General features: G+C 58.0%; 28 protein-coding genes and 1 riboswitch. Of the genes, 24 read left to right on the top strand and 4 right to left on the bottom strand.

Features of this window, described 5'->3' with window-relative positions; translation table 11 throughout:
* The first annotated feature begins 23 nt into the window (after positions 1-23).
* The 6 genes from E5161_RS04915 (at position 24) to E5161_RS04890 (ending at position 4,508) form a co-directional block, all read left to right on the top strand.
* A complete protein-coding gene (locus tag E5161_RS04915; protein WP_246042102.1) occupies positions 24-458 on the top strand; it encodes a YhjD family protein in 435 nt (144 codons plus the stop codon).
* Between the two features lie 64 nt (positions 459-522).
* Positions 523-637, top strand: a riboswitch (TPP riboswitch).
* Between the two features lie 128 nt (positions 638-765).
* Positions 766-1,821 carry an ABC transporter substrate-binding protein gene (locus E5161_RS04910; RefSeq protein ID WP_136776605.1) on the top strand — a complete coding sequence of 352 codons (1,056 nt, stop codon included), beginning with the start codon at positions 766-768 and terminating at the stop codon, positions 1,819-1,821.
* A gap of 37 nt (positions 1,822-1,858) precedes the next feature.
* Positions 1,859-2,158, top strand: a complete 300-nt coding sequence (locus tag E5161_RS04905) for a thiamine-binding protein (RefSeq protein WP_136776604.1) — start codon at positions 1,859-1,861, stop codon at positions 2,156-2,158.
* Positions 2,148-2,933, top strand: a complete 786-nt coding sequence (locus E5161_RS04900) for an ABC transporter permease (RefSeq protein ID WP_136776603.1) — start codon at positions 2,148-2,150, stop codon at positions 2,931-2,933. The genes E5161_RS04905 and E5161_RS04900 overlap by 11 nt, the downstream gene beginning before the upstream one ends.
* Entirely contained in the window at positions 2,930-3,706 is a 777-nt protein-coding gene (locus tag E5161_RS04895) for an ABC transporter ATP-binding protein (RefSeq protein ID WP_136776602.1), read from the top strand. The genes E5161_RS04900 and E5161_RS04895 overlap by 4 nt, the downstream gene beginning before the upstream one ends.
* Complete coding sequence (locus E5161_RS04890) at positions 3,696-4,508, top strand: TatD family hydrolase (RefSeq protein ID WP_136776601.1); 813 nt, start codon at positions 3,696-3,698, stop codon at positions 4,506-4,508. Before E5161_RS04895 ends, E5161_RS04890 begins: the two co-directional genes overlap by 11 nt.
* Here E5161_RS04890 and E5161_RS21265 read toward each other — a convergent pair.
* Positions 4,499-4,627 carry a hypothetical protein gene (locus E5161_RS21265; protein WP_281279843.1) on the bottom strand — a complete coding sequence of 43 codons (129 nt, stop codon included), beginning with the start codon at positions 4,625-4,627 and terminating at the stop codon, positions 4,499-4,501. The genes E5161_RS04890 and E5161_RS21265 overlap by 10 nt on opposite strands.
* A gap of 47 nt (positions 4,628-4,674) precedes the next feature.
* The gene (locus E5161_RS04885) at positions 4,675-4,884 is read right to left on the bottom strand and encodes an alpha/beta-type small acid-soluble spore protein (RefSeq protein ID WP_136776600.1); all 210 of its coding nucleotides are present in this window, start codon (positions 4,882-4,884) and stop codon (positions 4,675-4,677) included.
* A gap of 823 nt (positions 4,885-5,707) precedes the next feature.
* On the opposite strand from E5161_RS04885, the gene rsmD reads away from it, so the two are divergent.
* Positions 5,708-6,322: a 16S rRNA (guanine(966)-N(2))-methyltransferase RsmD gene (rsmD, locus tag E5161_RS04875; RefSeq protein ID WP_136776598.1), complete on the top strand. Its 615-nt coding sequence runs from the start codon at positions 5,708-5,710 to the stop codon at positions 6,320-6,322.
* Entirely contained in the window at positions 6,319-6,843 is a 525-nt protein-coding gene (coaD, locus tag E5161_RS04870; RefSeq protein WP_136776597.1) for a pantetheine-phosphate adenylyltransferase, read from the top strand. The genes rsmD and coaD overlap by 4 nt, the downstream gene beginning before the upstream one ends.
* A 144-nt stretch (positions 6,844-6,987) precedes the next feature.
* On the opposite strand, the gene E5161_RS04865 is transcribed toward coaD, so the two are convergent.
* Positions 6,988-8,250, bottom strand: a complete 1,263-nt coding sequence (locus E5161_RS04865) for a hypothetical protein (protein WP_136776596.1) — start codon at positions 8,248-8,250, stop codon at positions 6,988-6,990.
* 80 nt (positions 8,251-8,330) lie between these two features.
* Complete coding sequence (locus tag E5161_RS04860; RefSeq protein WP_136776595.1) at positions 8,331-9,566, bottom strand: nucleotidyltransferase; 1,236 nt, start codon at positions 9,564-9,566, stop codon at positions 8,331-8,333.
* A gap of 154 nt (positions 9,567-9,720) precedes the next feature.
* Here E5161_RS04860 and E5161_RS04855 point away from each other — a divergent pair, with 154 nt between their 5' ends.
* The 16 genes from E5161_RS04855 to ffh all read left to right on the top strand — a co-directional run bounded on the left by E5161_RS04855 (position 9,721) and on the right by ffh (position 26,092).
* Positions 9,721-10,233 carry a YceD family protein gene (locus tag E5161_RS04855; RefSeq protein WP_169306574.1) on the top strand — a complete coding sequence of 171 codons (513 nt, stop codon included), beginning with the start codon at positions 9,721-9,723 and terminating at the stop codon, positions 10,231-10,233.
* 56 nt (positions 10,234-10,289) lie between these two features.
* On the top strand, positions 10,290-10,463 hold the full coding sequence (gene rpmF / locus E5161_RS04850; RefSeq protein WP_136776593.1) for a 50S ribosomal protein L32: 174 nt from the start codon (positions 10,290-10,292) through the stop codon (positions 10,461-10,463).
* A 150-nt stretch (positions 10,464-10,613) separates the two neighbouring features.
* Entirely contained in the window at positions 10,614-11,210 is a 597-nt protein-coding gene (fapR, locus tag E5161_RS04845) for a transcription factor FapR (protein WP_211246699.1), read from the top strand.
* Positions 11,194-12,183: a phosphate acyltransferase PlsX gene (gene plsX / locus E5161_RS04840; RefSeq protein ID WP_136776591.1), complete on the top strand. Its 990-nt coding sequence runs from the start codon at positions 11,194-11,196 to the stop codon at positions 12,181-12,183. The genes fapR and plsX overlap by 17 nt, the downstream gene beginning before the upstream one ends.
* A gap of 10 nt (positions 12,184-12,193) precedes the next feature.
* Entirely contained in the window at positions 12,194-13,180 is a 987-nt protein-coding gene (locus E5161_RS04835) for a beta-ketoacyl-ACP synthase III (RefSeq protein WP_136776590.1), read from the top strand.
* 27 nt (positions 13,181-13,207) lie between these two features.
* On the top strand, positions 13,208-14,137 hold the full coding sequence (gene fabD, locus E5161_RS04830; protein WP_136776589.1) for an ACP S-malonyltransferase: 930 nt from the start codon (positions 13,208-13,210) through the stop codon (positions 14,135-14,137).
* Between the two features lie 30 nt (positions 14,138-14,167).
* Positions 14,168-14,914: a 3-oxoacyl-[acyl-carrier-protein] reductase gene (gene fabG, locus E5161_RS04825; protein WP_136776947.1), complete on the top strand. Its 747-nt coding sequence runs from the start codon at positions 14,168-14,170 to the stop codon at positions 14,912-14,914.
* A gap of 97 nt (positions 14,915-15,011) precedes the next feature.
* The gene (gene acpP, locus E5161_RS04820) at positions 15,012-15,245 is read left to right on the top strand and encodes an acyl carrier protein (protein WP_136776588.1); all 234 of its coding nucleotides are present in this window, start codon (positions 15,012-15,014) and stop codon (positions 15,243-15,245) included.
* A gap of 80 nt (positions 15,246-15,325) precedes the next feature.
* Positions 15,326-16,567 (top strand): beta-ketoacyl-ACP synthase II, encoded by a 1,242-nt coding sequence (gene fabF, locus E5161_RS04815; RefSeq protein ID WP_136776587.1) that lies wholly within the window; start codon positions 15,326-15,328, stop codon positions 16,565-16,567.
* A 92-nt stretch (positions 16,568-16,659) separates the two neighbouring features.
* Complete coding sequence (gene rnc, locus E5161_RS04810; RefSeq protein ID WP_136776586.1) at positions 16,660-17,361, top strand: ribonuclease III; 702 nt, start codon at positions 16,660-16,662, stop codon at positions 17,359-17,361.
* Positions 17,362-17,396: 35 nt separating this feature from the next.
* Positions 17,397-20,966 (top strand): chromosome segregation protein SMC, encoded by a 3,570-nt coding sequence (gene smc / locus E5161_RS04805; RefSeq protein ID WP_136776585.1) that lies wholly within the window; start codon positions 17,397-17,399, stop codon positions 20,964-20,966.
* Between the two features lie 20 nt (positions 20,967-20,986).
* Complete coding sequence (gene ftsY / locus E5161_RS04800; protein ID WP_136776584.1) at positions 20,987-21,985, top strand: signal recognition particle-docking protein FtsY; 999 nt, start codon at positions 20,987-20,989, stop codon at positions 21,983-21,985.
* A 145-nt stretch (positions 21,986-22,130) separates the two neighbouring features.
* The gene (locus E5161_RS04795; protein ID WP_136776583.1) at positions 22,131-22,574 is read left to right on the top strand and encodes a MarR family winged helix-turn-helix transcriptional regulator; all 444 of its coding nucleotides are present in this window, start codon (positions 22,131-22,133) and stop codon (positions 22,572-22,574) included.
* Between the two features lies 1 nt (position 22,575).
* Positions 22,576-24,168 (top strand): DHA2 family efflux MFS transporter permease subunit, encoded by a 1,593-nt coding sequence (locus E5161_RS04790; protein ID WP_136776582.1) that lies wholly within the window; start codon positions 22,576-22,578, stop codon positions 24,166-24,168.
* A gap of 171 nt (positions 24,169-24,339) precedes the next feature.
* The gene (gene ylxM / locus E5161_RS04785; protein ID WP_136776581.1) at positions 24,340-24,684 is read left to right on the top strand and encodes a YlxM family DNA-binding protein; all 345 of its coding nucleotides are present in this window, start codon (positions 24,340-24,342) and stop codon (positions 24,682-24,684) included.
* Positions 24,685-24,709: 25 nt separating this feature from the next.
* Positions 24,710-26,092: a signal recognition particle protein gene (gene ffh / locus E5161_RS04780; RefSeq protein ID WP_136776580.1), complete on the top strand. Its 1,383-nt coding sequence runs from the start codon at positions 24,710-24,712 to the stop codon at positions 26,090-26,092.
* Positions 26,093-26,156: the final 64 nt, after the last annotated feature.

Here is a 26,156-nt window from a genome sequence, read left to right as displayed (position 1 = left end):
GCAACGTGAGGTGGCAATCGAAAATGTTATTGACTGAGCATCAAGAGCAATATGAGTCGCGCAACAATCGGAAACCTGAAGGCCAGGCAACGCCGGAAGAGTTGACGATGATTCGGGATTACGTACTGCTGCCGCATCTTTTGACCATACTTCAAAACTGCCTGGAAGAGGTACAGAATTCGTCGAACGTTCTGAAAAGAGTATTCGCCGCGTTCACTCAGTTACTCATGAACCGAGTAACGAAAGACATGTATAGCGTTAAGCGCGAACTGAGCAGGCGGAATATTAAGATCCTGAACGACGAGCAGGCTGAATTAGTCGTTTATCACCGGTTCGTATGCCGCGGGTATGAAGATCGTTTCGGTATGGTGCGTGAGGTCATGCGGTCGGAACTCAGCGTAAGACTCACGAAGTATACCAACGAGATAACCGCGCTTTTGAAGGATTACGGGAAGTAAAACGGTAGACAGCACGGTCCGCTCTGTTATAATAAAAAGGTACGAAGAAGGTTTCGACAATTCCATAAAGCCCCGGGGGAGCTGGAGTTACGGCCGGCTGAGAGTGCATCCCGAATACGATGCAGACCCTTATACCTGATCTGGTTAGTACCAGCGTAGGAAGGCGGGAGCGCGGCGGTTTTTAGGACTGCGAGCGCATACGTTCGTGTATTTGGAACGCCCTCCGGAATCGGGGGGCGTTTTTGGTTTTGCCGGCACCCTCTACGTAAGTGGATTCATCCATCACGACCAAGAGAGGGAGAAGAGCATGAAAAAAGGAATCAAAGGTTGGAAAATGGGCGCGGCGGTGCTGGCGGGACTTCTTGTGCTGACCGGCTGCAGCGGTAATAACGGCTCGAAAGATGCGGCATCTCCGTCCGCACCGGCAACGGATTCGCCGTCCGCTTCACCTGAATCAAGCAAGCCGCTCAAGGAAGTGAAAGTCGTCCTCGACTGGACGCCGAACACGAACCATACGGGGCTGTATGTAGCGCGCGATAAAGGTTTCTGGGAAAAACGCGGCCTGAAAGTGGAAATTGTGCAGCCGCCGGAAACCGGCGCCAGCCAAATGGTCGCCAGCGGCGCGGCGCAATTCGGAGTCGGCTATCAGGAGGACCTGACGCTCGGACGCGAAAACGGCGTTCCGCTCGTGTCCCTCGCGGCGATTATCCAGCACAATACGTCCGGCTTCGCTTCTCCGGTCGCCAAGAACATCAAATCGCCGAAGGACTTCGAGGGCAAAACATACGGCGGCTGGGGCTCCCCCGTGGAACAGGCCGTCATCGAGACGCTCATGAAAGAGCAGGGAGCGGATCCTTCCAAAGTGAAAATCGTCAATATCGGAACGGCGGACTATTTCACGGCGGTGAAGCGGGACATCGATTTTGCGTGGATCTATTACGCCTGGACGGGGGTCGAGTCCGAAACCCGCAAGGAAAACCTCAACATGGTCTGGATGAAAGATTACGACAAGCGTCTGGACTACTACACGCCTTTGCTCATGACCGGCGAAAAAATGATTCAGAACGATCCGGACGTCGTGCGCGCGTTTACCGAAGGTGCGGCCGAAGGCTACAAGTTCGCGATCGATCATCCCGACGAAGCGGCGGATGTGCTCATCCAGGCGGTGCCGGAATTGAACAAGGATCTGGTACGCGCCAGCCAGAAGTGGCTGAGTTCAAAATATCAGGACGACGCTCCGCGCTGGGGCGAGCAGAAAAAAGAGGTGTGGGAAGGTTACGCGGACTGGATGACGCAGCACGGCATTATGAAGAAAAAATTGAACTTCGATGAGATGTTCACCAACGAATTTTTACCGAAGTGACGGGTTCCGGCTCGTCCGGTGAAAGGGGATGCCAAACATGGCAAAGGCGCTGCTCAGCGTACAAATCATTCCGAAAACGAACGGCGGGGAAGACGTGATCCCTTATGTGGACCGCGCGATTGCGATCATCAAGGAGTCCGGCGTGAACTACCTCGTGGGACCGTTAGAGACGACGATGGAAGGCGAGTTCGACGAGCTGCTCGCCGTTCTGAAGCGCATGAACGAAGCGATGTTCGAGATGGGATGCCCGTCTGTTATATCGCAGGTGAAGCTGCTTGTGGGCGGGCCGAATGCATCGATCGAACGCCTGCTGGAGAAATATCCCGATGGGAAATAACGTTTGGCGGCGGGTGTGGCCGCCCGCCGTCTCTTTCGTTGCATTCGTCGCGCTTTGGCAACTCAGCTGCAGTATCTTCAAGATCGACCCCTGGATTTTGCCGAGTCCGGCGAAAATTGCCGTCCACCTGGCTGAGGACGCCCCGGCATGGAGCCGTCACTTAGCCGCCACTTTGCGGCTGGTGTTGTCGGGACTCGCGCTCGGCGTGGCAACGGGAATCGCCGTAGCCGTGGTGCTGCATCTGATGCCGCTGGTTCGTTCGGCCGTCTCACCTTTTATTATCGCTTTCCAAAATGTGCCGATCATCGCCCTCGGGCCGCTGCTGATGATTTGGTTCGGATTCGGCCTGACGCCCAAGCTCATTTTGCTGACGCTGGTCTGCTTTTTTCCGGTGGCGTGGTCGATGTTGGCCGGGCTGGGACGCACAGAGCCGCATTTGCGGGAGTACTTGGAGATGATCGGCTCGACAAAATGGGATATTTTGCGCCGGCTGGAGCTTCCGGCTTCGCTGCCGTTTTTGGTATCGGGATTGAAGATTGCGGTGACCTACAGCGTGTCCACGGCGATGTGGGCGGAGTGGCTCGGCGCCGACAAGGGGATCGGCTATTATCTCATTATAAAATTTAAAGGCTACGACATTACCGCGGTGTTCGGGGCCGTAATTTGCATCGTGACGCTGAGTCTCGCGTTATACGGCTTGGCGGCGCTGCTGGAACGGCGGATCGTCTATTGGCGTCCTCGATCCCGGGCAGGACGGGCAGGTGACGCGAAATGAGCAAACTGGAATTGCGGAACATTTCCAAAAGCTACGTGCGGGACAAAAAAACGTTCTCCGTATTGGATGATATTACGATCAGTGTGGGCGAAGGGGAATTTGTAACGCTGATCGGGCCGTCGGGCAGCGGCAAATCGACGATGTTCCGGCTGATCGGAGGCGTGGAGACGCCGGATCGAGGACAAGTGCTCATCGGCGGCCGCGACGTCACCGGCGTGCGCGGGCTGATCAGCTATATGCCGCAGCAAGCGTCGCTGTTTCCGTGGATGACGGTCCGGGACAACATTGTGTCCGCTCTCGAAATCGCCGGTGCTGCGAGGGGCGAGGCGCGGGCGAGCGCGGAGGATTGGCTCCGCCGCATCGAGCTGGATTCCGTGGCGGGAGAATATCCGCACGTGCTGTCCGGGGGCATGCAACAGCGTATTTCGTTTTTGCGGGCGCTGCTTATGCCGCGCGATGTGATGTGCCTGGACGAGCCGTTCGCGGCGCTCGATGCGCTGACGCGGACGGAGATGCAGCGGTGGCTGCTGAAGCTGTGGGAAGATCAGCGCCGTTCCGTGCTGTTCGTCACCCACAGCATTGAAGAAGCGCTGACGCTGTCCGACCGGATTTACGTGTTGTCCCCCGCTCCGGCCCGGGTGCTGAGGGAAATCACGGTTCCGTTCGAGCGGCCCCGGCGCGCGGATGTTTGGACGCTGCCGGCGTTCACGGCGCTGAAGCGGGATATTTTGGCCTTGCTCGGAGAAGGGGACGGAGATTCCGATGCCATTTGACGCGCATATTCATTTGGACCAGTACAAGCCGGCGGAGCGCACCGTTATGCTGGACGCGGCTTTTCGAAGCGGGGTGGAGGGTGTCCTGTCCGTGTCGATGGACCGGGCTTCCTGCGAAGAGAACCTGCGGCTCGCCCGCACGTATCCTGGCCGGGTGATTCCCGCGTATGGGCATCATCCCGAGCAGCCGCCGTTGGAGGGCGCGGCTCTGGACAGCTTGTGCCGCTGGATCGCCGAGCGGCCGAGGCACGAAACATTCGCGATCGGAGAAGTGGGGCTGCCGTATTTTCTTCGTAAAGAAGCGGAAGCGGCGGGGCGTCCGTTCGACACGGCGCCGTATATGACGCAGTTTGAGCGATTTGTACGGTTGGCGGCGGAACTGGACCGCCCGTTGGCGCTGCACGCGGTGTATGAAGATACGGACACCGTAATGGATTTACTGCAAAAATACCGCATTCGCCGGGCACACTTTCACTGGTTCAAAGGAAGCCCGCAAACGGTGGAGCGCTTGATAGATAACCGGTACATGATCTCGGTGACGCCGGAAGTGTTGTATGACGAGGAAACCCGGCATCTTGCCCGTACGTATCCGCTGGATTTGCTCATGGTGGAGACGGATGGACCGTGGCCTTTTGAAGGACCTTTTACCGGAAAGCTCACGGAACCTTCGATGGTGATCGACTCCGTTCGTGAAATCGCTCTGTTGCGCTCGCTTGACGTCGACACTGTGCGGAATATCGCGGCGACGAACACTCAAGAATTCTACGGATTTCTGGAACAGGGCGGGCGACTTCAGGAGTGATACTTGCCGGCCGGCTCGTTGAGCACCCATTCCAGCAGCATGATTTGATCTTCAAGCCGGTCGATTCTGTGCTGCTGTGTGTCGTCCGTTTGCGTGAGGGACGCTTCCAATGTTTGCACAATAGAAAAAGCACCCGAAGGTGCTTAAGGAGCGGGATGGCGCTGCTCTAAATCTGTCCCCGGGATGCCAGCTGCTGCTCCGCCATCATGATCATGCGGCGAACCATATTCCCGCCGATCGCGCCGGCATCGCGGGTCATCAAATAGCCGTAGTAACCGTCGCGCGGCAATTGGATTCCGAGCTGGCCGGCCACCTCGTATTTGAGCTGGTCCAGTGCTTGCTGCGCTTGGGGGACAAGCCGTCGTCTGCTTGGCATTGAAATACACCTCCGTGATTTGCTTCTATCTTGCTTCCGGTACTTTCCTCTTATACCAAGCCTTGCGAATTTACTTGTCCATTTTGCTGCCGAAAAAACAATCCCCGCTGACCTAACGGTCGGCGAGGATTTTGGTGTTATTTTGCGACGCGTGTGTCGTCTCCCTGTGGATGTTCGGTCGACTGTTCGAACTCGGGATAATTTTGCTGTTCGATTTCGGGATTTTCGGGCTGCGGAATTTCCGGACGTTCCGACATATCCAAAACCTCCTGTAAAGCTGATTGGCTCATCGCGATCCCGACGATGGCGCTGCTTATTTTGCTTCCTAGACTTGCCTTCTATGTATGATCAGTTCCGGTGGAGCCACCAATCGCCTAATGAATATCTATACGAAACGTGTATCATAGAGTGTAGAGAACGGCGCAAGCGATTGTTTGCAGCTTTTCTTCATAACCTTTTGCCTCCTTGGGGTCACGTTATCGTGGCCTCTTTTTTTTGTGATACATATGAGATCGTTTCCGGCAAAAAAAGTCGACCCCCGTCTCACGACGAGGGTCTTCATGGGAGAGGAGAAACCGGACGAAGAGCTTATGGGGAAACGTAAGTCTTCTCCGCGGTTGTCCCCGGCACCTCTCGGTACCGGTACTATCATGGTGTACTTAACGAACGGAAAATATACGCACGCGGGGAAAAATTTTCGCCTAAGCCGTCGCGCACTCGGGAAGCCTGTCGGACATGCCGCTTTTGCAAGATTCCGGATTGTGGTAACATAACACCAGTTAATCAGGTGCTATCATAAGGAACACAGCCAGGGGATGAATGAGTGAGGGTTATATCGGGACAAGCCAAGGGGCGGCCGCTCAAGGCCGTGCCGGGAAACACGACCCGCCCCACCACGGATAAGGTGAAGGAAGCATTGTTCAGCATCATCGGACCTTATTTTGACGGGGATAGGGTGCTGGATTTGTTCGCGGGAACGGGCGGACTCGGCATTGAAGCGCTCAGCCGCGGAGCGGGCAGCGCCGTCTTCATCGACGCCAATCAGCGAAGCGTGGAAGTGGTGCGCCGCAACTTGGAAGCGACGAAGTTCGGGGACCGCGCGGAAGTATACCGTAACGACGCCCGCAAAGCGGTGAAGCTGCTGGAGAAAAAAGGGGAGCCTTTCGACCTTCTGTTTCTGGATCCGCCTTACGCGATCACCGACTGCGACGCCATTCTTCAGGACTTGGCGGACCGCGGACTGGTGGCCGGCAACGCGGTGGCCGTCGTGGAACATTCGAGCGACGTATTGTATCCGGAGCAGTTCGGCGGCTTTCACAGGAAGCGGCATGCCGTGTACGGCGAAACGGCTTTATCCGTTTACCGCTACGATGCGGAAAGCGGCAGGGAACAAACGGAGTCGCCGGCTGCACCGGACTCGGAGGGAGAGCAACCATGATCGCTGATTCGCATCGCACGGAAGGCAACGCCCGGGTCGCCGTTTATCCGGGAAGTTTCGACCCGGCTACATTTGGCCATCTGGACATCATTCAACGAGCCGCCAAGCAGTTCGACCGCCTCATTGTGGCCGTGCTCAACAATACCTCGAAAAGCCCGCTTTTCAGCGTGGAAGAACGGAAAGAGCTGCTGCGGGAAGTGACGAAGGACTTGCCGAATGTGGAAATCGACAGCTTCCGCGATCTGCTCGTCCGCTATATGCGCTCCAGACAGGCGCGTATTATCATCCGCGGCATCCGGTCGGTCACCGACTTCGAATATGAGCTGCAAATTGCCTCCACCAACCGGCAGCTGGACGAAAGCATCGAGACGATATTCATGATGACGAACCCCAAATATTCGTATTTGAGCTCGAGCATTGTGAAGGAAATCGCCACATTTCACGGGGACGTTCAGGACTTAGTGCCCCCGGCTGTAGAAATTGCGCTTCGCAAAAAGTTTGATGAAAAACGTCTGCCATAACGGTTTGGTTCCATGAGAAGCCCTGACAGGATCGGGGCTTTTTGTGTTTTGTCGGGCAGCGGGGAATCGGAGAGGGAGCGTTACAGCGGCCGGGTACGCAAACAAGAACAAATGGAGGAGGTCTTTAGCCGCTGTGTTGACGTTTTAATTGTCTGACGGCGGTTTCGATTGGGGTGGCTTGGGCCGAATCATCATCGCCAGCAGCGCGAGGAACAAGAATACGGCCAAGCTGCTCAGGCCGGCCAGCCAAATCTGAAGCCACTGCCGCCAGCCCGCCCAAGCGGGATCTTCGGCTGCGGTCACGCCGGCGGAGGCGAACCAGCTGTCCGGCAAAAATGGCGGCGAGCCGGAAAAACCGGAAGGATCGGCCGCCGCCATCATATGGGCGATCGGAAAGGTGACGGCCAGGGCCAAGGCCGCGTGAAGAAGTTTGCCGGCGATGAGACGCGCCCAAGGGAACGTTCCGGCCGTTCCGAAGGCCGCTCGCGCCTGAAGCAACCCGCTCCAGCCCGTCCAAGCCAATACTGCGGCTAACAGGGCGGCCGCCTGGGCGGGAGCGGTCTCGAACAGAGGAGACCGGCCGCTCGCATAGGCGCCCAGATGCATCTCATATAAACCGGGAATGGTCAGCCACGCATCGATTCCGGGCAATGCCAGCTGCAGCAGTCGAAGAATGACGGAAGTCATCATCATCAGCCCCCCGACGGTCATCAGCGTTGCGACCGCGTTCGTTACCGCATCGGCCAGCTGACGGCCAAGCGGCCTGCCGTCCGCCTTCCTCGCTTCGATCGCGGCATGCAGCATTTTTCTCGGAAGAGGCATGGAGCGGGATTCGTTGCTCGGCGCCGGCACAATTTCCGCTGATCCGGACGAAGATTTGGCGACACGAGACCAGATGATGCCCGTTGCGACGGCTGACAGCCACAAGCCGGCTGCGACGGCCCAGCCGAGCGCCGGAGCGTGTAAAAAACCGCTGCCGACAATGACGACAACGAGAAAAGGGTTGGGGACATGGGAGACGAGCAGGAGGGTATCCGTGTCTTCGTCCCGGGTCAGGCCGGCTTCGCGCAGCCGCGCGGCTTCCTTGGCCCCGGCGGGAACGCCGGCGGCCCAGCCGAAAGCGACGGCCCAGCCCGCCGCTCCGGGCAGACGAAAAAAAGCCCGCGTTAGCGGTTCTGCCCATGAGGAAAATGCGTGAAGCAGGCCGGAGGCGGCCAGCAGTTCGGCGAGAATGAGCGGAGGCACGAGCCCGGGAAACACTTGCTCCCACCATATTTGCAGCCCGGATAAAGAAGCCCGGAACGCTTCTCCAGGCGATCTGACGATGCCGATCACGACAAGCAGCGCCGCGCCGCCGAGCGCGACGGACACCAGAACCGGCCACTTGCGGTGAATACGTTCCGACATGCTGCGGCTCCCCCTTGCTTGGACTCCCTACCAAATGTACGCTAGGCGTCGGGGGGATAGACCATCTTGTCCAACACGACCTACAGAATCATGACGGGCGGCTGCTTGTAATCCCGCAATGCAGCCGCGGGATCGGGATGGCGGAAGGCGAGCGCGTAAATGGCCGAGGCGCGTGCGTCCAGCTCGAGGAACGCCCAATGGCCGCGGGCGGCCGATGTAATGACCGGTACGGACGCGGACTGACGCATAAGGTGAAGCAGTTCTCTTCCTTTTGGGGTAAAACCGAGTACGCGGATATATTCGACGCCGGAAGCCAGTTTTTCCGGGGTAAGCTGCTGTTTGCGGTGGCCAAGCAAAATACGGAGCAGCGTGCGCTGCAGTTTCGTCCGGGTGTAGCGTTTCGTTTTTAAGCGGTCCAACAGGGCGCCGACCTTGAAATCGCCTAAATCCTCGAAAATGCGCCGAATGCGATGCTCCAGCCCTTCGGTCACTTCAGCAAACGTCGAGAGCTCGGCGGCATCGGAGCGAAGCAGCTCATGAAACAGCGGCCGGGCAAACGATTCCCAATCTACCGGAGCACGGCCGGCCTGAGCTTCGCGTACCAAAATCGCCAAGGTGGTCGCCGGTACATAAGGCGCAAGCTCCTCCCACGAGCCGGACACCGTGAGCAGACGGCGAAGGGCGGTTGCGCTCGCGATCGCCGCATCCGTAATGTCCGATTGCGCATAACCGGATTTCTCCCGCCGGATCGTGAAAGGAGCGATGCGGCTTCCGAGCTGCCGGAGCGCGATCAAATAATGGAGGCCGAGCGTATGGTTGGGCTGCTCCAGCGCGAAAGCCAGCTCCGCGCGTCCCCGCGCGGCCAGCAATTGTTGGGCTGCCGCCGTATAGGCCGCCGGATACGGCCGCCCTTCCTTCAGCAGCGCGGACAATCGTTCCGCGAGCTCGCCGGGCTCGTCCGTCAGCGCCTCCGCCGCGGAGTCGAGCGCCTGCAAATCGCCGCTTTCGCTGCCGAAGCAGAGGGTGTCTACCACACCTGTGGCGTCCAGTACGGCAACCGCGCCGTAGGCGAACCATTGCGCGGCCTGTGCGCTATAGGCCACCGGCAGCTCCAGCACGAGGTCGCAGCCGGCACGGAGCGCCATTTCGGCGCGGGCCCATTTGTCGGCGAGCGCCGGCTCGCCGCGCTGGAGAAAATGGCCGCTCATCACCGCGACCGCCGCGTCTGCGCCCGTTATTTTTTTGGATTGCTGTAAATGATAGAGATGACCGTTGTGGAGCGGGTTATATTCGACAATGACGCCGACCGTGCGCATGGCCAGTCCCCTTTGCATTTGTTGGGCAAAAGTATATCATGACCATGGAACGTCGGAAAATGTTTCAACCACCGGACAACTTGAAACCTATCGAACGTTGACAAATGCGGCGCCGCACCGATATAATAATCTTTGTTTGTTTGGAGTGATCCCTTTGATTCTTCATGTCCAAGAGCTTTTATCCCGGCAGCAGCCGGTGGAGTTCCAAGGTTCCATCGATTTGACGGAGCGTTTCCGCGATGTGCGGGATGTCATACCGCTCACTCCGTTGGAATACCGGTTAACCGCTCAAGCTTCACAGAAAAGAATCAGCATCACCGGCGAGCTGTCCTGCAGACTTCGTCTGCTGTGCTCCCGTTGCCTGGCTCCGATCGATGAAGCTTTCGAGATACCGTTCGAGGAACTGTTCCAAGTGATGAAAGATTCGGATCCCGAGCCGGACGAAGACACGGATTTCGTTCCGGTGACCGGAGAGCGCATTGACTTGCGCCCTTTTTTGGAAGAAGAGCTGTTGGTTCATCTGCCTCTCGCGCCGCTTTGCAGCCAAGACTGCAAAGGATTGTGCCCGGAGTGCGGAACGAACCGGAACGAACAGGCCTGCAACTGCAAGACGGATCGGATCGACCCCCGGTTTGCAGCGCTCCAGGACTTGTTCAAGCCCGAGTGATCCGCAGCCGGCCTCAAGCCTCGGCGGCATTCGTATTTTGATAAGGAGGTGGGAACATGGCAGTTCCTTTTGGAAAAACATCGAAAGCCCGCAAAAACAAGCGTCGGACGCATTTCAAATTGGTCGTTCCGGGCATGGTGAAATGCGATCAATGCGGCGAGCTGAAGCTGGCGCACCGCGTTTGCACCGTATGCGGCACATACAAATCGAAAGAAATCATCAAGCAATAAGATAACAGACGCGCTCTGCGTGAGCGACGGCTTTCCGTCGATTGCATGCGGGCGCGTTTTTCTTTATACTCATTTTGGCACCTGGTATTAATACATGCCCAAAAAGTGACTATATTTATAAAAGAAAGCGCGGTTGCGAACATGGAACGCATTCCGAAACGCCAACGGCACCAGGAGCTCAGCCGGCTGTTGGAAGAAAATCCGTTTCTCACCGACCGCGAGCTTACCCGCCTGCTGAAGGTCAGCATCCAGACGATCCGGCTGGACCGTCTCGAGCTGGCCATTCCCGAGCTGAGGGAACGGCTCAAAATGATGGCGGAACGTTCGTACGATCCGGTAAAATCTTTGCCTCTGCATGAGGTCATCGGTGACATTGTGGATTTGCAGCTCGACAAAAGCGGCATCTCCATGTTCGAAATACGGGAGGAGCACGTCTTTTCCCGCAGCGGCATCGCCCGCGGCCACCATGTTTTCGCTCAGGCGAATTCGCTGGCGGTTGCGGTTATTAATGATGAAATCGCCTTGACGGCTTCCGCGGATATCCGGTTTATCCGGCCGGCGCGTCTCGGTGAGAAATGCATCGCGAAGGCATATGTGCGATCCAGCGGAGCCTCCAAGGGTAAAGCGAAAGTTGAAGTCTTCACGTATGTCGGCGAAGAAATGGTGTTTCAAGGGAATTTCGTGATTTACCGCTCAGCAGGAGAATCCGAACACGAAGGAGGCGGAGCTCGTGAAAATCGCCATTGACGCCATGGGGGGCGATCACGCCCCGCGCGCCCAGACGCAGGCCGTGTTGCAAGCCGCCGCGGAATGGCCGGATACGCAATTCATTCTGGTCGGGCGCACCGACGCGATCCAACCGCATTTGCAAGGGAACCTGCCTTCCAATGTGACGATAGAAGAAGCGCCGGAGGTGATCGAGGCCGACGACGAGCCGGTTCGCGCTGTCCGCCGCAAAACATCCTCTTCTATGGTCACGGCGGGACGGATGGTTAAAGAGGGCACAGCGGACGCCATGATCTCGGCAGGCAACACCGGCGCTTTGATGGCAACGGGCCTGCTGGTAGTAGGCCGGCTGCCCGGCATCGAGCGTCCGGGCCTTGCGCCGATGCTGCCAACGATCGACAACGCAGGGGTACTCGCGCTTGATCTGGGCGCCAATATGGATGCAAAACCGGAGCATCTATTGCAATATGCGTTGATGGGCTCCTTGTACCGGCAAAAAACACACGGCATCGAGAAGCCTCGCGTGGGGTTGCTGAATGTGGGAACGGAAGCCGCCAAGGGCAACGAGTTGACGAAACAGACTTTCGAGCTGCTCGAAAACGCGCCGATTCATTTTGTCGGCAATGTGGAGTCGCGCGATGTGCTCGACGGCGTTTGCGACGTGCTCGTGTGCGACGGTTTCTCGGGCAACGTCATGCTCAAAGCGATCGAAGGCGCCGCCGGCGTATTGTTCAAAGTATTGAAGCAGGAACTTACGGCCGACTGGAAATCGAAGCTGGCGGCGGCGATGCTGAAGCCGAGCTTCCGCCGGGTCAAACAGAAACTGGACTACAACGAATACAACGGGGCGCCACTGCTCGGTCTCAACGGCCTCGTGGTGAAGGGTCACGGCTCGTCGGACGTGAAAGCGATGGTCACAGCGATTCGTCAGACGCGGACGTCTCTGTCGGGCGGACTGATCGAGGCGATCAAGGGCGAATTCAGCGGAAAGTGAGAGATAACGAATGCGAGACATCACCGCAGGCATTCTCGGAACCGGCAAGTATGTTCCGGAACGGCGCTTAACGAATCAAGACTTGGAACAAATGGTGGACACGAACGACGAATGGATCGTGACCCGGACGGGGATCCGGGAGCGGAGAATCGCCGATCCGGCCCAAGCGACGTCGGACCTGGCGTATGAAGCGTCCTTGAAGGCGCTGAACGCGGCGGGTATCACGGCGGATCAGCTGGACCTGATTATCGTGGCCACCATTACGCCGGATATGTTTTTTCCTTCCACCGCCTGCCTGCTGCAAGAGCGGCTGGGCGCGAAAAGGGCGGCCGCGTTCGATCTATCCGCGGCATGCTCCGGATTCATTTATGGATTATCTACCGCAGCGAATTTCGTTAAAACCGGTACGTACCGTCATGTGCTGGTCGTAGGCGCGGAATGTTTGTCGCGCATTACGGATTACACCGACCGCAACACCTGCATCCTGTTCGGCGACGGTGCCGGAGCGGTCGTCGTCGGCGAAGTGCCGGAAGGCCGCGGCTTCCGTTCGTTCGAGCTGGGAGCGGACGGATCGGGAGGCGAGCTGCTGCGCATCCGCGGCGGGGGCTCCCGAATTCCTTCGAGCCAAGAGTCGGTGGCGGCTAAACATCATTTCCTGGAAATGAACGGCCGCGACGTGTTCAAATTCGCCGTCCGCGTGATGGGCAGCTCTGCGGAAGAGGCGTTGTCCAAAGCGGGCATGAGCAAAAGCGATATCGATTTGCTCGTCCCTCATCAAGCGAACGTGCGGATTATCCAATCCGCCATGGAGCGGCTCGATTTGCCGGAGGATAAGTGTGTCGTCAACCTGGACCGGTACGGCAATGTGTCGGCCGCTTCCATTCCGCTCGCTTTGGCGGATGCGGTGGAAGACGGCCGCGCCAAGGAAGGCGACTGCCTGCTGCTGGTCGGCTTCGGCGGCGGTCTGACATGGGGCGCCACCGTCTTGATCTTGTAAGGCTGACTGTAACGGGAGGGAACTTCGTTGGGGAAAATCGCATTTGTTTTTCCGGGACAGGGCGCGCAAGCGGTCGGCATGGGCAAAGACGCCTACGAACAGTTTGAGGACGCGCGAAGCGTATTCGACCGTGCGGATGCGGTGCTCGGATTCCCGCTGACCAAGCTTGTTTTCGAAGGGCCCGAGGAGGAACTGCGGCTAACGGCTAACACGCAGCCGGCTTTGCTGGCCGCGAGCGTCGCGCTGCTCGAAGTCTATAAGAAGCAAGGCGTGAAGCCGGACTTCGTTGCAGGACACAGCTTGGGCGAGTATAGCGCGCTCGTCGCGGCGGGTGTGCTGGATTTTGAAGATGCCGTCCGGCTCGTCCGGGCCCGGGGCCAGTTCATGGAACAGGCCGTGCCCGCCGGCCAAGGCGGGATGGCGGCCGTTCTCGGCGCGGAACGCGAACCGTTGGAAGCGCTCTGCCGCGACGTTTCTTCGGCAGTGGGTCTGGTCGAATTGGCCAATGTCAACTGCCCGGGGCAAATCGTCGTGTCAGGCTCGGCCGAAGGTGTAGCAGCCGTTGTCGAGCGGGGCAAGGAAGCGGGCGCCAAGCGGGTCATTCCGCTGGAAGTGAGCGGGCCGTTCCATTCGTCCCTCATGCAGCCGGCAGCGGACCGGCTGGCCGGAGAGCTCGCGAAGGCCGAGTTCCGCAACACCTCAGTACCGGTTGTGGCCAACGTGACCGCGCAGCCTGTCACCTCCGGAGAGGAAATCCGCGGGCTGCTGGTGAAGCAGGTGGTGTCGCCCGTGCTCTGGGAAGACACCGTTCGCCGCCTGCTCGCGGAAGGAGTGGACACGTTCGTCGAGATCGGCTCCGGAACGGTGCTGGCCGGCCTGATCCGCAAGGTCGAGAAGTCGGCGAAGGTCATATCGATGAATACGGCTGCCGCCGCGCTTGAGACGGCGGTCGAGTAACATCCGGAAAGGAGGCCGTTCAACATGGCCATGTGGGATTTAACGGGTAAAACCGCGCTGGTCACCGGCGCATCCCGGGGAATCGGCCGGGCGATCGCCGTAGCGCTTGCGGAAGCGGGCGCGGACGTGGCGGTGAACTACGCGGGCAGCGAAGCCGCCGCCGCGGAGACGGTGAAGGCAATCGAAGCGCTGGGCCGCAAGGCGGTCATGATCAAGGCGAACGTCGGCAAAGCGGCGGAGTTCGAAAATATGGTCGCCGCCGTGCTGGAGACGTTCGGCAAGCTGGATATTTTGGTGAATAACGCCGGGATTACGCGAGACAATCTTATCATGCGCATGAAAGAGGAAGAATTCGACGAAGTGATCGAAACGAACCTCAAAGGCGTTTTCAACGGCATCAAAGCCGTGACGCGATCCATGATGAAGCAGCGTTCCGGCCGCATCATCAACATTTCCTCCGTTGTCGGCGCGCTCGGCAATCCCGGCCAGGCGAACTATGTCGCCGCCAAAGCCGGCGTCATCGGCTTGACGAAGTCCGCCGCACGCGAGCTGGCGTCCCGCAATATCACCGTAAACGCGGTCGCTCCCGGATTTATCGGGACGGATATGACGGACAAGCTGCCTGCGGACGTCAAGGAGAAGCTGGAGAAGGACATCCCGCTCGGCCGGATCGGCCGTCCGGAAGAAATCGCGGCTGCCGTTCTGTATTTGGCGTCGGACGCCTCGTCTTACATGACCGGCCAGACGCTCCATGTGGACGGCGGCATGTACATGTAAGCAGAGCCGCTTGCATTTCCGCGCTTCTCCGATTACGCTTACTTGTATGGCTTTTTGTCCATGATTCACGTATAATACGTTAAGGGAGGTGAACCGGATGTCCGATGTATATGATCGCGTGAAACGCATCGTCGTCGAACGCCTGGGAGTGGAAGAGGCGGAGGTAACCGCCGAAGCATCCTTCAAAGACGACTTGGGCGCTGACTCTCTCGATGTGGTGGAACTCGTCATGGAGCTTGAAGACGAATTCGACTTGGAAATTTCCGACGAAGATGCAGAGAAGATCACCACGGTGGGAGAAGTCGTAAATTACATACAATCTCATGCCTGATGATCTGCCAAGGTCCCGTTCGTAAGACGGGACTTCTCCACATTCATGCGTCTTTTACCCCCTGAAGAGGTGAACTGGTTTTGAAACACCGAGTGGTAGTTACCGGTATGGGAGTCGTTACTTCCCTCGGTTCCGATATACCGGCATTTTGGAATAACCTGCTCGCGGGCAAATCCGGCATCAGCCGAATCGAAGCGTTCGATACGTCCGATTACACGACGAAGATTGCCGCCGAGATCAAAAACTTCAACCCGGAACAATTCGGATTGGACAAGAAGATCTCGCGCAAAATGGACCGTTTCGTCCAGTTCGGTGCTGCCGCCAGCTTGATGGCCCTCCAAGATTCCGGCCTTAAGCTCGGCGAGAATGCGGATCCCGAGCGCGTCGGCGTCATCGTCGGCTCCGGCATCGGCGGCCTCGGCACTTGGGAAGAGCAGCATACGATTTTGATGGAAAAAGGTCCTCGCCGTGTCAGCCCGTTCTTCATTCCGATGATGATCGCGAACATGGCCAGCGGCCAGGTTTCCATGCTGACGGGCGCCAAGGGTCCGAACACGACCGCGGTTACCGCCTGCGCGACGGGTACGCATTCCATCGGCGATTCTTTCAAAATGATTCAGCGCGGGGACGCAGACGCAATGATTTGCGGCGGCGCGGAAGCGACGATCCGGCCGATCGGTCTGGCGGGTTTCTGTTCGATGCGGGCGATGAGCACGCGCAACGACGAGCCGGAAAAAGCGAGCCGTCCTTTCGACATCGACCGTGACGGATTCGTTATGGGCGAAGGTTCGGGCGTGTTGATCCTCGAATCGTTGGAGCATGCACAGAAGCGGGGCGCGCACATTTACGCCGAAGTGATCGGCTACGGAATGAGCGGCGACGCTTACGATATGGTGGAACCCGATCCGGACGGCGCGGCGCGCTCGATGGCACGGGCAATCAAGGATGCCGGCATTGCGCCGGAAGAAATCGAATATATTAACGCTCACGGCACTTCCACACCGGTAGGCGACAAATCCGAGACGATGGCCATCAAGACAACGTTCGGAGGCCACGCTTACAAGCTGGCGGTCAGTTCGACGAAGTCGATGACCGGACACCTGCTCGGCGCAGCCGGAGGGATCGAATCGGTCATCTTGGCGCTGTCTCTCCAGAACGGCGAAATTCCGCCGACGATCAACTTGGACAACCAGGACCCGGAGCTGGATCTGGATTACGTACCGAACAAAGCGCGCAAAGCCGGCATTCGTACCGCGTTGTCGAACTCGTTCGGCTTCGGCGGGCATAATGCCACCATCATCATGCGTAAATACGAAGCCTAATCGGCGCGGAACAGGGCGACGCAGGCGGCCGATGCCGTCTGCGTCGTTTCCGTTTCGCCGCGGCACTCGGTGAGGACGGGAGGTCAAATTCCATGAAAGATTCATTTCGCAAGCTGCAGGAACGGACAGGCGTCGAATTTCGGAACGCCGGCTTGCTTCGCCAAGCATTCACGCACACCTCTTTTGTGAATGAACAAAGAGGTGCGCGCACGTCGGATAACGAGCGATTGGAGTTTCTCGGAGACGCCGTGCTGCAGTTGACCGTATCGGAATATTTGTATCGGCGGTATCCGGAACGTCCCGAAGGCGAATTGACGCGGCTGCGCGCGAGCATCGTATGCGAGCCATCGCTTGTCCGCTTTGCCGAGGCGCTCGAATTCGGGCAAGTCGTGCTGCTCGGCAAAGGGGAGGAGCAGACGGGCGGCCGCATGCGGCCGTCCCTGCTGGCCGACGCCTTCGAGGCGTTCGTCGGCGCGCTCTATCTCGATCAAGGGCTGGAGACGGTCCGGGGCTTTTTGGAACGCCACATGTTCCCGCTCATCCCCGGAGACGGACAGGCTTCGCTCAAAGACTACAAAACCGAACTTCAGGAAAAAGTTCAGCACTTGGGTCATGGGCCGCTTGATTACCGAATTGTGGAAGAACGCGGTCCCGCCCATGACCGGGAATTCGTCGCCGTCGTCCATGTCGGTCAGCGGCCGCTCGGACGCGGCGCGGGACGCTCGAAGAAAGAGGCGGAACAGCAGGCCGCTTCGGAAGCGCTTCGTTCGCTGGTACAAGGCTTGCAGTTGTAACCCCCACGACACTGCATAAGAGGTGATTTCAGCCGATGAACTTAAAGAGGATCGAACTTGCCGGCTTCAAATCGTTCGCGGACCGTACCGAGCTGGAATTCGGAAGCGGGATCACCGCCGTCGTCGGTCCGAACGGCAGCGGCAAAAGCAACATTTCCGACGGCATTCGCTGGGTGCTTGGCGAACAAAGCGCCAAATCCTTGCGCGGCGGAAATATGCAGGACGTTATTTTCGCGGGAAGCGATACGCGTAAACCGGTCAATTTCGGCGAGGTTTCGCTCACCTTCGATAATACCGACCGAACGCTCCCGCTAGAGTTCAGCGAAGTGACCGTCACCCGTCGTGTGCACCGGAGCGGCGAGAGCGAATATTTGATCAACAAGCAGGCGTGCCGCCTGAAAGATATTACGGAACTGTTCATGGACACCGGGATCGGCCGGGAAGCCTACTCGATTATCGGACAAGGCCGAATCGAGGAAATTCTCAGCACGCGTTCCGAGGATCGCCGCGGTATTTTCGAAGAAGCTTCGGGCATTGTGAAATATAAGAGCCGGAAGAAAGAAGCGCAAAAGAAGCTTGAGGATACGGAAAACAACCTTTTGCGGATTCACGATCTAGTCAGCGAGCTGGAGAGCCAGGTCGGCCCGCTCAAGCAGCAGTCGGAAAAAGCCGAGCTGTACAAGAACCTCAAGGAACAGCTGAAACAGAAAGAAATTGCCTTATACGTTCAACAAATCGAAGGCGTTCATGCCTCCTGGAAAGAGCTGAACGAACGGCTGGCTTCCTTGCGCGAAGAAGAGAACGCGCTGTCGGTGTTTGTCAGCACGCACGACGCGGGGCTGGAGGAGGACCGTCAGACGCTTGTCCGGCTGGAAGAACAATTGGCCAAGCTGCAGGATGAACTGCTCCGTTGCAGTGAGGAGACGGAAAAAACCGAAGGCCACGGGGATCTGCTGAACGAGCGGCGGACGAACCTGGAACGCAACCGGGAAGGCCTGCTCGAGTCGCTGGCTTCCGCGGAAGCGAGATTCGCCCAGGCTGCCGCGGACATCGAGGAGCTGCAGGACAAACGTGTCCGCGCCGAAGCGGAACGCGCCGCGCTCGTCGCAAAGCTCACCGGAGAAGAAGAGAAGCTGGCTCTCGCCGACGGCAGCGAGGATGCCGAGAACAAGCTGAAGGCTGAGCTATTCGAAGTCATGAATGCGATGGCTCAGGCGCGCAACGAGATTCGATATGGCGAGGGACAGCGCGAAATGCTCGATCGCCGGATGGCACGGATCGCCGAAGAGGAAGCCAAATGGCGCCGGCAGCAGGACGAGCTGGAAGCCCGGCGCGCCAATGTCGACGAGCGGATCGCCGCTGCGGCCAAGACGCTGACGGAAGTTCGCGACCGTTATGTCGCCGAAGGGGCAAGGTCGTCGGAGCTTCAGCGCAAGCTGGAGGAAGCCCAGGCGGCTTCCCGGCGCTGGGAACAGAAACGCGAGGCGCTCGTCTCCCGCCGCGATACGATCAAAGAATTGCAAAACGACTACGACGGGTTTCAACACGGCGTCCGGGAAGTGCTGAAAGCGTCCAAACGCGGCACGATGCATGGCGTTCACGGTGCCGTGGCGGAGCTCGTCAGCGTGCCCGGCCATTTGGAAACCGCGATTGAGACCGCGCTCGGCGGCGCCTTGCAGCACATCGTCATGGAAGACGAAAAGTCGGCGCGGACGGCCATCGCGTTCCTGAAACAGCGGCAGTCCGGCCGGGCGACCTTCCTCCCGCTGGACGTCATTCGTCCGCGCACCATAGGAGACGGCGACCGCAAGGCGGTAGAACAAGCCGAAGGCTTCATCGGCGTCGCTTCCGACTTGGTCGGATCCGATCCGAAATATGCGGGCATCGTCGGCAGCCTGCTCGGCAACGTACTGATTGCCGAGACGCTGGAGAACGCAAACCGTATCGCATCCCGTTTGCAATACCGTTACCGTATCGTCACCCGGGACGGCGATGTCGTCAATGCCGGCGGCTCGATGACGGGCGGAAGCCTGCAAAAAAAATCCGCGAGCCTGCTCGGCCGTCAGCGGCAGCTGGAGGAGCTCGAGAAGGAAATCGCGGAAGCGGAAAAGGCGCGCGAAACTTGCCGTGCCGAAGTGGACGATTTGAAAAAGGAACTCGCGCAGGCCGCGCAAAATATCGAACAGCTTCGGGAATCGGGCGAGAAGGAGCGGCTCGGCGAGCAGCAGGCTGCCGACGACCGCAAGCGGCTGGAGGATGAATTCAAGCAGCTCGAGGAGCAGCGTGCCGGCTTGGACGCCGAGAAGTCGGCATTTGCCGCCGAAACCGGCGGTCTGACGACGCAGCGCGAAGAGGCGGAAGCCCGGCTTGCCGCGTTGACGGAAGAAGAGCGGCGCATCCAGCAGCGCATTGCAGAAGCGGAGGAATTGCGCCGCCGCAGCCAATCCGAGAAGGAAGAGCTGCAATCGGCGCTCACCGAACTGAAAATTGCGATCGCACGGCTGGAACAGGACCTTGCGGCCATGGAAGATCAAGGCGCACGCCAGCGGGCGGAGCTGTCCAGACTGACCGCGGAGCGCAAAGGTCTTGCCGAGGCGATCGAACAAAATGCCGCGGAAACATCCCGTACGTCCGAGGAACAAGTGTCTCAGAGGGAACGACTGAACGAGCTCAGGCTGCAAAAACAAAAGCTGACCGAGACGATCGAGTTCCAGCGCGCGGAACGCGCGGAGCGGCTGCGGGATCTGGAGCGCCGGGAAGGCGAGACCAAGGAGCAGCGCGCGAAGCTCAAAGGCGTCGAAGAGGGCTTGCGCCAGGCGGAAATCGCCGAAGGCCGTCTCGACGTCGAGCTCGAAAATCTGCTGCGCAAGCTGACCGAAGAATACGAGATCGGCTTCGAGCTGGCGAAGGAGCGTTATCCGGTGCCGGAGGATGTCGCCGGCGCGCAGAATGAAGTCCGCGAACTGAAGCGGCGCATCACGATGCTTGGTGAGGTCAATCTCGGCGCTATCGAAGAATACAAACGCGTCAGCGAGCGCTTCGAATTCCTGTCTGGCCAGAAAGCAGATCTCATCGAAGCCAAAACGAAGCTTCACGGCATTATCAAAGAGATGGACGAAGAAATGTCCAAGCGTTTCGTGACCACGTTCGCGGAAATCCGCAAACATTTCGTCGTCGTGTTTTCCCGGTTGTTCGGCGGAGGCCGGGCGGATCTCATTTTGAGCGAGCCGGATCGTCCGCTCGAAACCGGGATCGACGTCGTGGCGCAGCCTCCGGGCAAAAAGCTGCAGAACCTGCAGCTGCTGTCCGGCGGCGAACGGGCGTTAACGGCACTCGCGCTGCTGTTTGCGATTCTCAACGTCAAGCCCGTGCCTTTCTGCGTGCTCGACGAGGTCGAAGCGGCGCTGGACGAAGCCAACGTTGCGCGATACGCACAGTACATGCGGGAGTTTTCGGAGATGACGCAGTTCATCGTGGTCACGCACCGCAAAGGCACGATGGAGGAAGCGGACCGGCTGTACGGCGTTACAATGGAGGAAGGCGGCGTGTCCAAGCTCGTCTCCGTCCGGCTGGATGAAAGCGAAATGATGACGGCAACAGCTTAACCCGGTTTGGAGGTACCCGAATGAGCTTTTTTAAACGATTGAAGGAAAGCATTGCGAGCAAGACCGAGGCGGTCACGAGCAAGTTCAAGGATGGGCTTGCCAAGACTCGATCGGTATTCACGGATCGTGTGGCCGAGCTGTTCACGCGGCGTCAAAAAATCGACGAAGCCTTCTATGAAGAGTTGGAAGAGATTTTGATCGGCGCGGATGTCGGCGTGAACACGGTCATGGAATTGATGGACGACCTTCGCGCGGAAGTCAAGAAACGGAAAATCGAGCAGCCTTCGCAATTGCAGCCGATTTTGTCCGAAAAGCTGATGAACATGCTGAGAGGCGGCGGGGAAGATGCCGGATTGCGCACCAATTCGAGCGGCATCACGGTCATTTTGTTCGTGGGCGTGAACGGCGTCGGCAAAACGACGACGATCGGCAAATTGGCTTGGCGCTTTAAGCAGCAAGGAAAATCGGTGTTGTTGGCCGCCGGCGACACGTTCCGCGCAGGTGCGATCGAACAGCTGCAGGTATGGGGAGAACGGGTTGGGGTTGACGTGATCCGACAGGAAGCCGGGTCCGATCCAGCGGCGGTCATGTACGACGCGGCACAGGAAGCCAAACGCCGGAACGTCGACGTACTGCTATGCGATACCGCGGGTCGGCTGCAAAATAAAGTGAATCTAATGGAGGAGCTGGCCAAAATCCATCGGGTAATCCAGCGCGAAATCCCCGGCGCGCCGCATGAGACACTGCTCGTCCTCGACGCCGCGACCGGCCAGAACGCGCTGCAGCAAGCGAAGCTGTTCGGCGAGAAGACCGGCGTTACGGGCCTCGTGCTCACGAAGCTCGACGGCACGGCGAAGGGCGGAATCGTCATCGCGATCCGCAACGAAATGGCGCTGCCCGTCAAATTCGTCGGACTGGGCGAGCAAATGGACGATCTTCAGGAATTCGACGCCGAGCAATTCGTTCATGCGCTGTTTGCCGGCTTGGCAGGCACGGTGGAGGAAAACGAAGCAAACTAAAGTAAATGTACCGCATGTTTCCCATGTAAACGGAAACATGCGGTTTTTTTTGCTTCTGAGAGGTTTAATCATTTGTTGACTCGCATTCGGGCGGATTGTATTATATTTCGTATGCGAAATATTCGGGTACGAAGGATGGGAGGAAATGGAGGAACAAAATCCGATAGTCCGGATTTCGAATTCGCTTAGGGAGCTCAACCAGACGTTTTTCCAAACGACTCGCAGGGAAGCGGAAGCCTGCGGTACCACGCAAATCCAGCATTTGGTGCTCCGTTTGCTCAAGCAGTATCCGATGATCGGGCTGAACGAGCTCAGCGAGCTGATGCATACGGGGGCCAGTACGGCCAGCGGGGTGGTCGATCGTCTCGTCCACGCGGGCTTGATCGAGCGAGACCGGCTCGAAACAGACCGGCGTGCCGTGGTGCTGAAACTGAGTCCGGAGGGAGAACGGTTGGTGGAGGTCACAAGCGAGAGGCTGTTGGATCGACTGTCGCCGCTGCTGTCACTGCCGGAAGAGGATGTCGATCAGTTGCTCCGCATCCATGGCCAGATCGTACAAATTTTGCAAAAAGCTAGAGAGGAATCGTGATATGGAAGCTGTAAAACAACAACTCAGAAAGGGCCCGATCGTGGCGTCCTTGCTTATCGCGGCGTTTGTGGCCATTTTGAGTCAAACGCTGTTGAACGTGGCTTTGCCCAAAATGATGGAATCTCTGAACGTGAGCTCTACCACGATTCAGTGGCTTATTACAGGTTATATGCTCGTGAACGGAATTCTCGTGCCGATCAGCGCTTATTTGATCGACAAGTTTTCCACCCGGCACTTGTTTATCGCAGCTACAGGACTATTCACGGTGGGCACGTTGATCTGCGCGGTAGCGCCCGGTTTTGAAGTGCTGCTCGCCGGTCGTCTGATCCAGGCTGCCGGTGCAGGTATCTTGATGCCGCTTATGTCGATTGTGTTTCTGACGATTTTTCCGATCGAACAACGCGGGAAAGCGATGGGCATGATGGGGCTGGCGATGATTTTCGCTCCGGCCGTGGGTCCGACTTTGTCCGGTTGGGTCGTGGAACATCATTCTTGGCGCGTCCTGTTTTATATTGTGCTGCCGCTGACGGTATTCGGTCTGATCTACGGAAGCTTTGCTATGAAAAATGTCACGAAGCTTTCCTCTCCGAAACTGGATTTGCCGGGGATTATCTTCTCTACCCTTGGATTCGGGGGGCTGCTTTACGGATTCAGCGACGCGGCCAATCCTACAGAAGGATGGAACAGCGCCCGCGTCATCCTCAGTCTCTCCGCCGGCGTATTGTTTTTGCTGCTTTTCTTGTGGCGTGAGTTGAAGGTGGAAAAACCGATTCTCGAATTGCGCGTGTTTAAATACGACATGTTCTCGCTGACGACGGTCATCAACATGATCATCACGATGGCGATGTTCTCGGGTATGATTCTTCTTCCGATTTTCCTTCAAACGATACTGGGCTTTACGCCGCTCAAGTCCGGCCTTCTGCTGCTTCCGGGGGCGCTGCTCATGGGCGTCATGTCGCCAGTGGCCGGCATGCTGTTCGATAAAATCGGCGCCCGCTGGCTGGCTGTCTTCGGCTTGGCCATCACCACGTACACGACTTATGAGCTGAGTCATCTGACGGTCGATACGAGCTACAACCACATGCTTCTGCTGTATACCGTGCGGATGTTCGGGATGTCGTTCCTGATGATGCCGATTCAAACCGCCGGCATGAACCAACTGCCGCAGCGCCTCAACGCGCACGGATCCGCAATGTCCCAGACGCTGCGTAACGTGGCGGGTGCGCTCGGTACGGCATTTTTGGTCACGATGTTCTCCAGCTCCGCCACCGCCAACGGAACGGATCAAATTGCCGCGGCTCATATCCCGCAAGCAGAAGTGGTCGCCTTTGACAAGTTGTTGGCATCGGGACAATTGCATGCCGACGACAAGGCGAAATTCGTGGAGACGCTCGCTGCTGCCAACATCGATCCGCAGCATGCGATGCAGATGATCGAGTTTAAACGCGAAGCTACCGTGTACGGTATCAATTTCGCTTTCGAAATCGCTACTTGGATGACCGTGGCCGCGCTGCTTCTAGCGTTCTTTGTCCGCAGAACCAAGCCGCATACGGAAAATGTGACGGTCAAAGAAGGTACTGCAGTCCAAGCATAATAAAAGTTCTTTATACTCCAGTCGGCGTCCCGCCGGCTGGTTTTTTCTTTATATGCAGCTGTTAAGGAGTTCTCCTTGACATAGGCTTCCGTTTCTCGTAACATAGAAAAAGTGACTTACGTGTAAAGCAGTTTTCCTTGTCAGAGAACGAAGGCGAAAGGGTGAACCTTTGTGCACGGGGAGAACGCACTCGAACGAACGAATCGAATCAACGTGCTGTTCGACTTCTACGGCCCGTTGTTGACGGAGAAGCAGCAGACGTTTTTAAAATGTTACTATCACGACGATTATTCGCTGGGTGAAATTGCCGCGGATTTTGATATTAGCCGTCAGGCTGTCTATGAGCATTTGAAGCGCGCCGAGCAGGTGCTGGAAAGCTACGAAGAAAAGCTGGGTTTGGCCGCCCGTCATGAGAAGCTTCAAGCGGGGCTGGATTTGCTGGAAACGCAGATCGGCCGGCTTCCGGAGAACCACCGGGAACCGCTTCTCCAGACAGCGAAGAGGCTGCGCGACTGAGTTTACGAAAAGGGGGGAACGGATCATGGCATTCGAAGGATTGACCGCCCGGCTGCAGAACGTGTTCGGCAAGCTGAGAGGCCGCGGCAAATTGACCGAAGAGGACGTCAATGAAGCGATGCGCGAAGTGCGGCTCGCTTTGCTGGAGGCGGACGTCAACTTCAAAGTAGTCAAAGATTTTATTGCCAAAGTGAAAGAGAAGGCCGTCGGGCAGGAAGTGCTCAAGAGCTTCACGCCGGGCATGGTCGTTGTCGATATCGTGAACAAAGAGCTGACTGAGCTCATGGGCGGCACGCAGGCGAAGCTCGCCCAGGCGGGCAAGCCGCCGACGGTCGTGCTGATGGCCGGTCTGCAGGGCGCCGGTAAAACGACGCTCACCGGCAAATTGGCCAACTTGCTTCAAAAGCAAAACCACAAGCCGCTGCTGGTTGCCGGAGACATCTACCGTCCTGCGGCGATCAAACAGCTGCAAGTGCTGGGCGAGCAGATCGGAACGCCGGTGTTCACGCTGGGCAACCAGGTGAGCCCGGTCGAAATCGCTAAGCAAGGCGTGCAGCATGCGAAAGATAACGGCAACGATTATGTGCTGATCGATACCGCCGGCCGCCTGCAAATCGACGAAGCGCTGATGGAAGAGATTCAAAATATCCACGCAGCGGTGAAGCCCGACGAGGTGCTGCTCGTCGTCGACGCCATGACCGGTCAAGAAGCGGTCAACGTCGCCCAGAGCTTCCACGAGAAGCTGGCGCTCACCGGCGTCGTGCTGACGAAGCTGGACGGAGACACCCGCGGCGGCGCCGCGCTGTCCGTCAAAGCGGTCACCGGCTGCCCGATCAAATTCGCCTCCACGGGCGAGAAGATCGACCAGCTCGAGCCGTTCCATCCGGATCGGATGGCGTCGCGGATTTTGGGCATGGGCGATATGCTGTCGCTGATTGAGAAAGCGCAGGCCAACATCGACGCGGACAAGGCGGCGGAGATGGAGCGCAAAATGCGCACGGCGGATTTTACGCTCGAAGATTTCCTGGAGCAGATGGAGCAGGTCCGGAAGATGGGGCCGCTCGATCAACTGCTGGACATGATGCCGGGCATGGGCAAGATCAAGAACATGCCGAACTTCAAGGTGGACGAGAAACAAATTGCCCGAACCGAAGCGATCGTCAAATCGATGACGAGGAATGAGAAGCTGAAGCCGGACATCATCAACTTCAGCCGGCGCAAGCGGATCGCGGCGGGCAGCGGCACGACGGTCGCCGATGTGAACCGGCTGCTGCGGCAGTTCGAGGACATGAAGAAGATGATGAAGCAGTTTTCCAGCATGATGGGTCCGGGAGGCAAAGGGCCCAAGGGCGGCATGAAAGCCCTGAAGAACATGTTCGGCAAGGGCGGCATGAAGTTTCCTTTCTAAAACTATCCCCCAAAAGTGACGCTGAGCTTCGATGTTTATTCCGATTACTTTTGGGGGGGCCCCC

Origin of the sequence: Cohnella pontilimi (assembly GCF_005049045.1) — a bacterium.
In the GTDB taxonomy this organism is placed as follows: domain Bacteria; phylum Bacillota; class Bacilli; order Paenibacillales; family Paenibacillaceae; genus Cohnella; species Cohnella pontilimi.
Note: the sequence above shows the minus strand (reverse complement) of the source record. Positions and strands in the feature narration are given on the sequence as shown.

Excerpts from the sequence above, each read along its gene's own strand:
- E5161_RS04915 (WP_246042102.1), top strand. The coding sequence starts at position 24 with ATGTTATTGACTGAGCATCAAGAGCAATATGAGTCGCGCAACAATCGG.
- E5161_RS04910 (WP_136776605.1), top strand. The coding sequence starts at position 766 with ATGAAAAAAGGAATCAAAGGTTGGAAAATGGGCGCGGCGGTGCTGGCG.
- E5161_RS04905 (WP_136776604.1), top strand. The coding sequence starts at position 1,859 with ATGGCAAAGGCGCTGCTCAGCGTACAAATCATTCCGAAAACGAACGGC.
- E5161_RS04900 (WP_136776603.1), top strand. The coding sequence starts at position 2,148 with ATGGGAAATAACGTTTGGCGGCGGGTGTGGCCGCCCGCCGTCTCTTTC.
- E5161_RS04895 (WP_136776602.1), top strand. The coding sequence starts at position 2,930 with ATGAGCAAACTGGAATTGCGGAACATTTCCAAAAGCTACGTGCGGGAC.
- E5161_RS04890 (WP_136776601.1), top strand. The coding sequence starts at position 3,696 with ATGCCATTTGACGCGCATATTCATTTGGACCAGTACAAGCCGGCGGAG.
- E5161_RS04885 (WP_136776600.1), bottom strand. The coding sequence starts at position 4,884 with ATGCCAAGCAGACGACGGCTTGTCCCCCAAGCGCAGCAAGCACTGGAC.
- coaD (WP_136776597.1), top strand. The coding sequence starts at position 6,319 with ATGATCGCTGATTCGCATCGCACGGAAGGCAACGCCCGGGTCGCCGTT.
- E5161_RS04865 (WP_136776596.1), bottom strand. The coding sequence starts at position 8,250 with ATGTCGGAACGTATTCACCGCAAGTGGCCGGTTCTGGTGTCCGTCGCG.
- E5161_RS04860 (WP_136776595.1), bottom strand. The coding sequence starts at position 9,566 with ATGCGCACGGTCGGCGTCATTGTCGAATATAACCCGCTCCACAACGGT.
- rpmF (WP_136776593.1), top strand. The coding sequence starts at position 10,290 with ATGGCAGTTCCTTTTGGAAAAACATCGAAAGCCCGCAAAAACAAGCGT.
- E5161_RS04835 (WP_136776590.1), top strand. The coding sequence starts at position 12,194 with ATGCGAGACATCACCGCAGGCATTCTCGGAACCGGCAAGTATGTTCCG.
- fabG (WP_136776947.1), top strand. The coding sequence starts at position 14,168 with ATGTGGGATTTAACGGGTAAAACCGCGCTGGTCACCGGCGCATCCCGG.
- acpP (WP_136776588.1), top strand. The coding sequence starts at position 15,012 with ATGTCCGATGTATATGATCGCGTGAAACGCATCGTCGTCGAACGCCTG.
- rnc (WP_136776586.1), top strand. The coding sequence starts at position 16,660 with ATGAAAGATTCATTTCGCAAGCTGCAGGAACGGACAGGCGTCGAATTT.
- smc (WP_136776585.1), top strand. The coding sequence starts at position 17,397 with ATGAACTTAAAGAGGATCGAACTTGCCGGCTTCAAATCGTTCGCGGAC.
- ftsY (WP_136776584.1), top strand. The coding sequence starts at position 20,987 with ATGAGCTTTTTTAAACGATTGAAGGAAAGCATTGCGAGCAAGACCGAG.
- E5161_RS04795 (WP_136776583.1), top strand. The coding sequence starts at position 22,131 with ATGGAGGAACAAAATCCGATAGTCCGGATTTCGAATTCGCTTAGGGAG.
- E5161_RS04790 (WP_136776582.1), top strand. The coding sequence starts at position 22,576 with ATGGAAGCTGTAAAACAACAACTCAGAAAGGGCCCGATCGTGGCGTCC.
- ffh (WP_136776580.1), top strand. The coding sequence starts at position 24,710 with ATGGCATTCGAAGGATTGACCGCCCGGCTGCAGAACGTGTTCGGCAAG.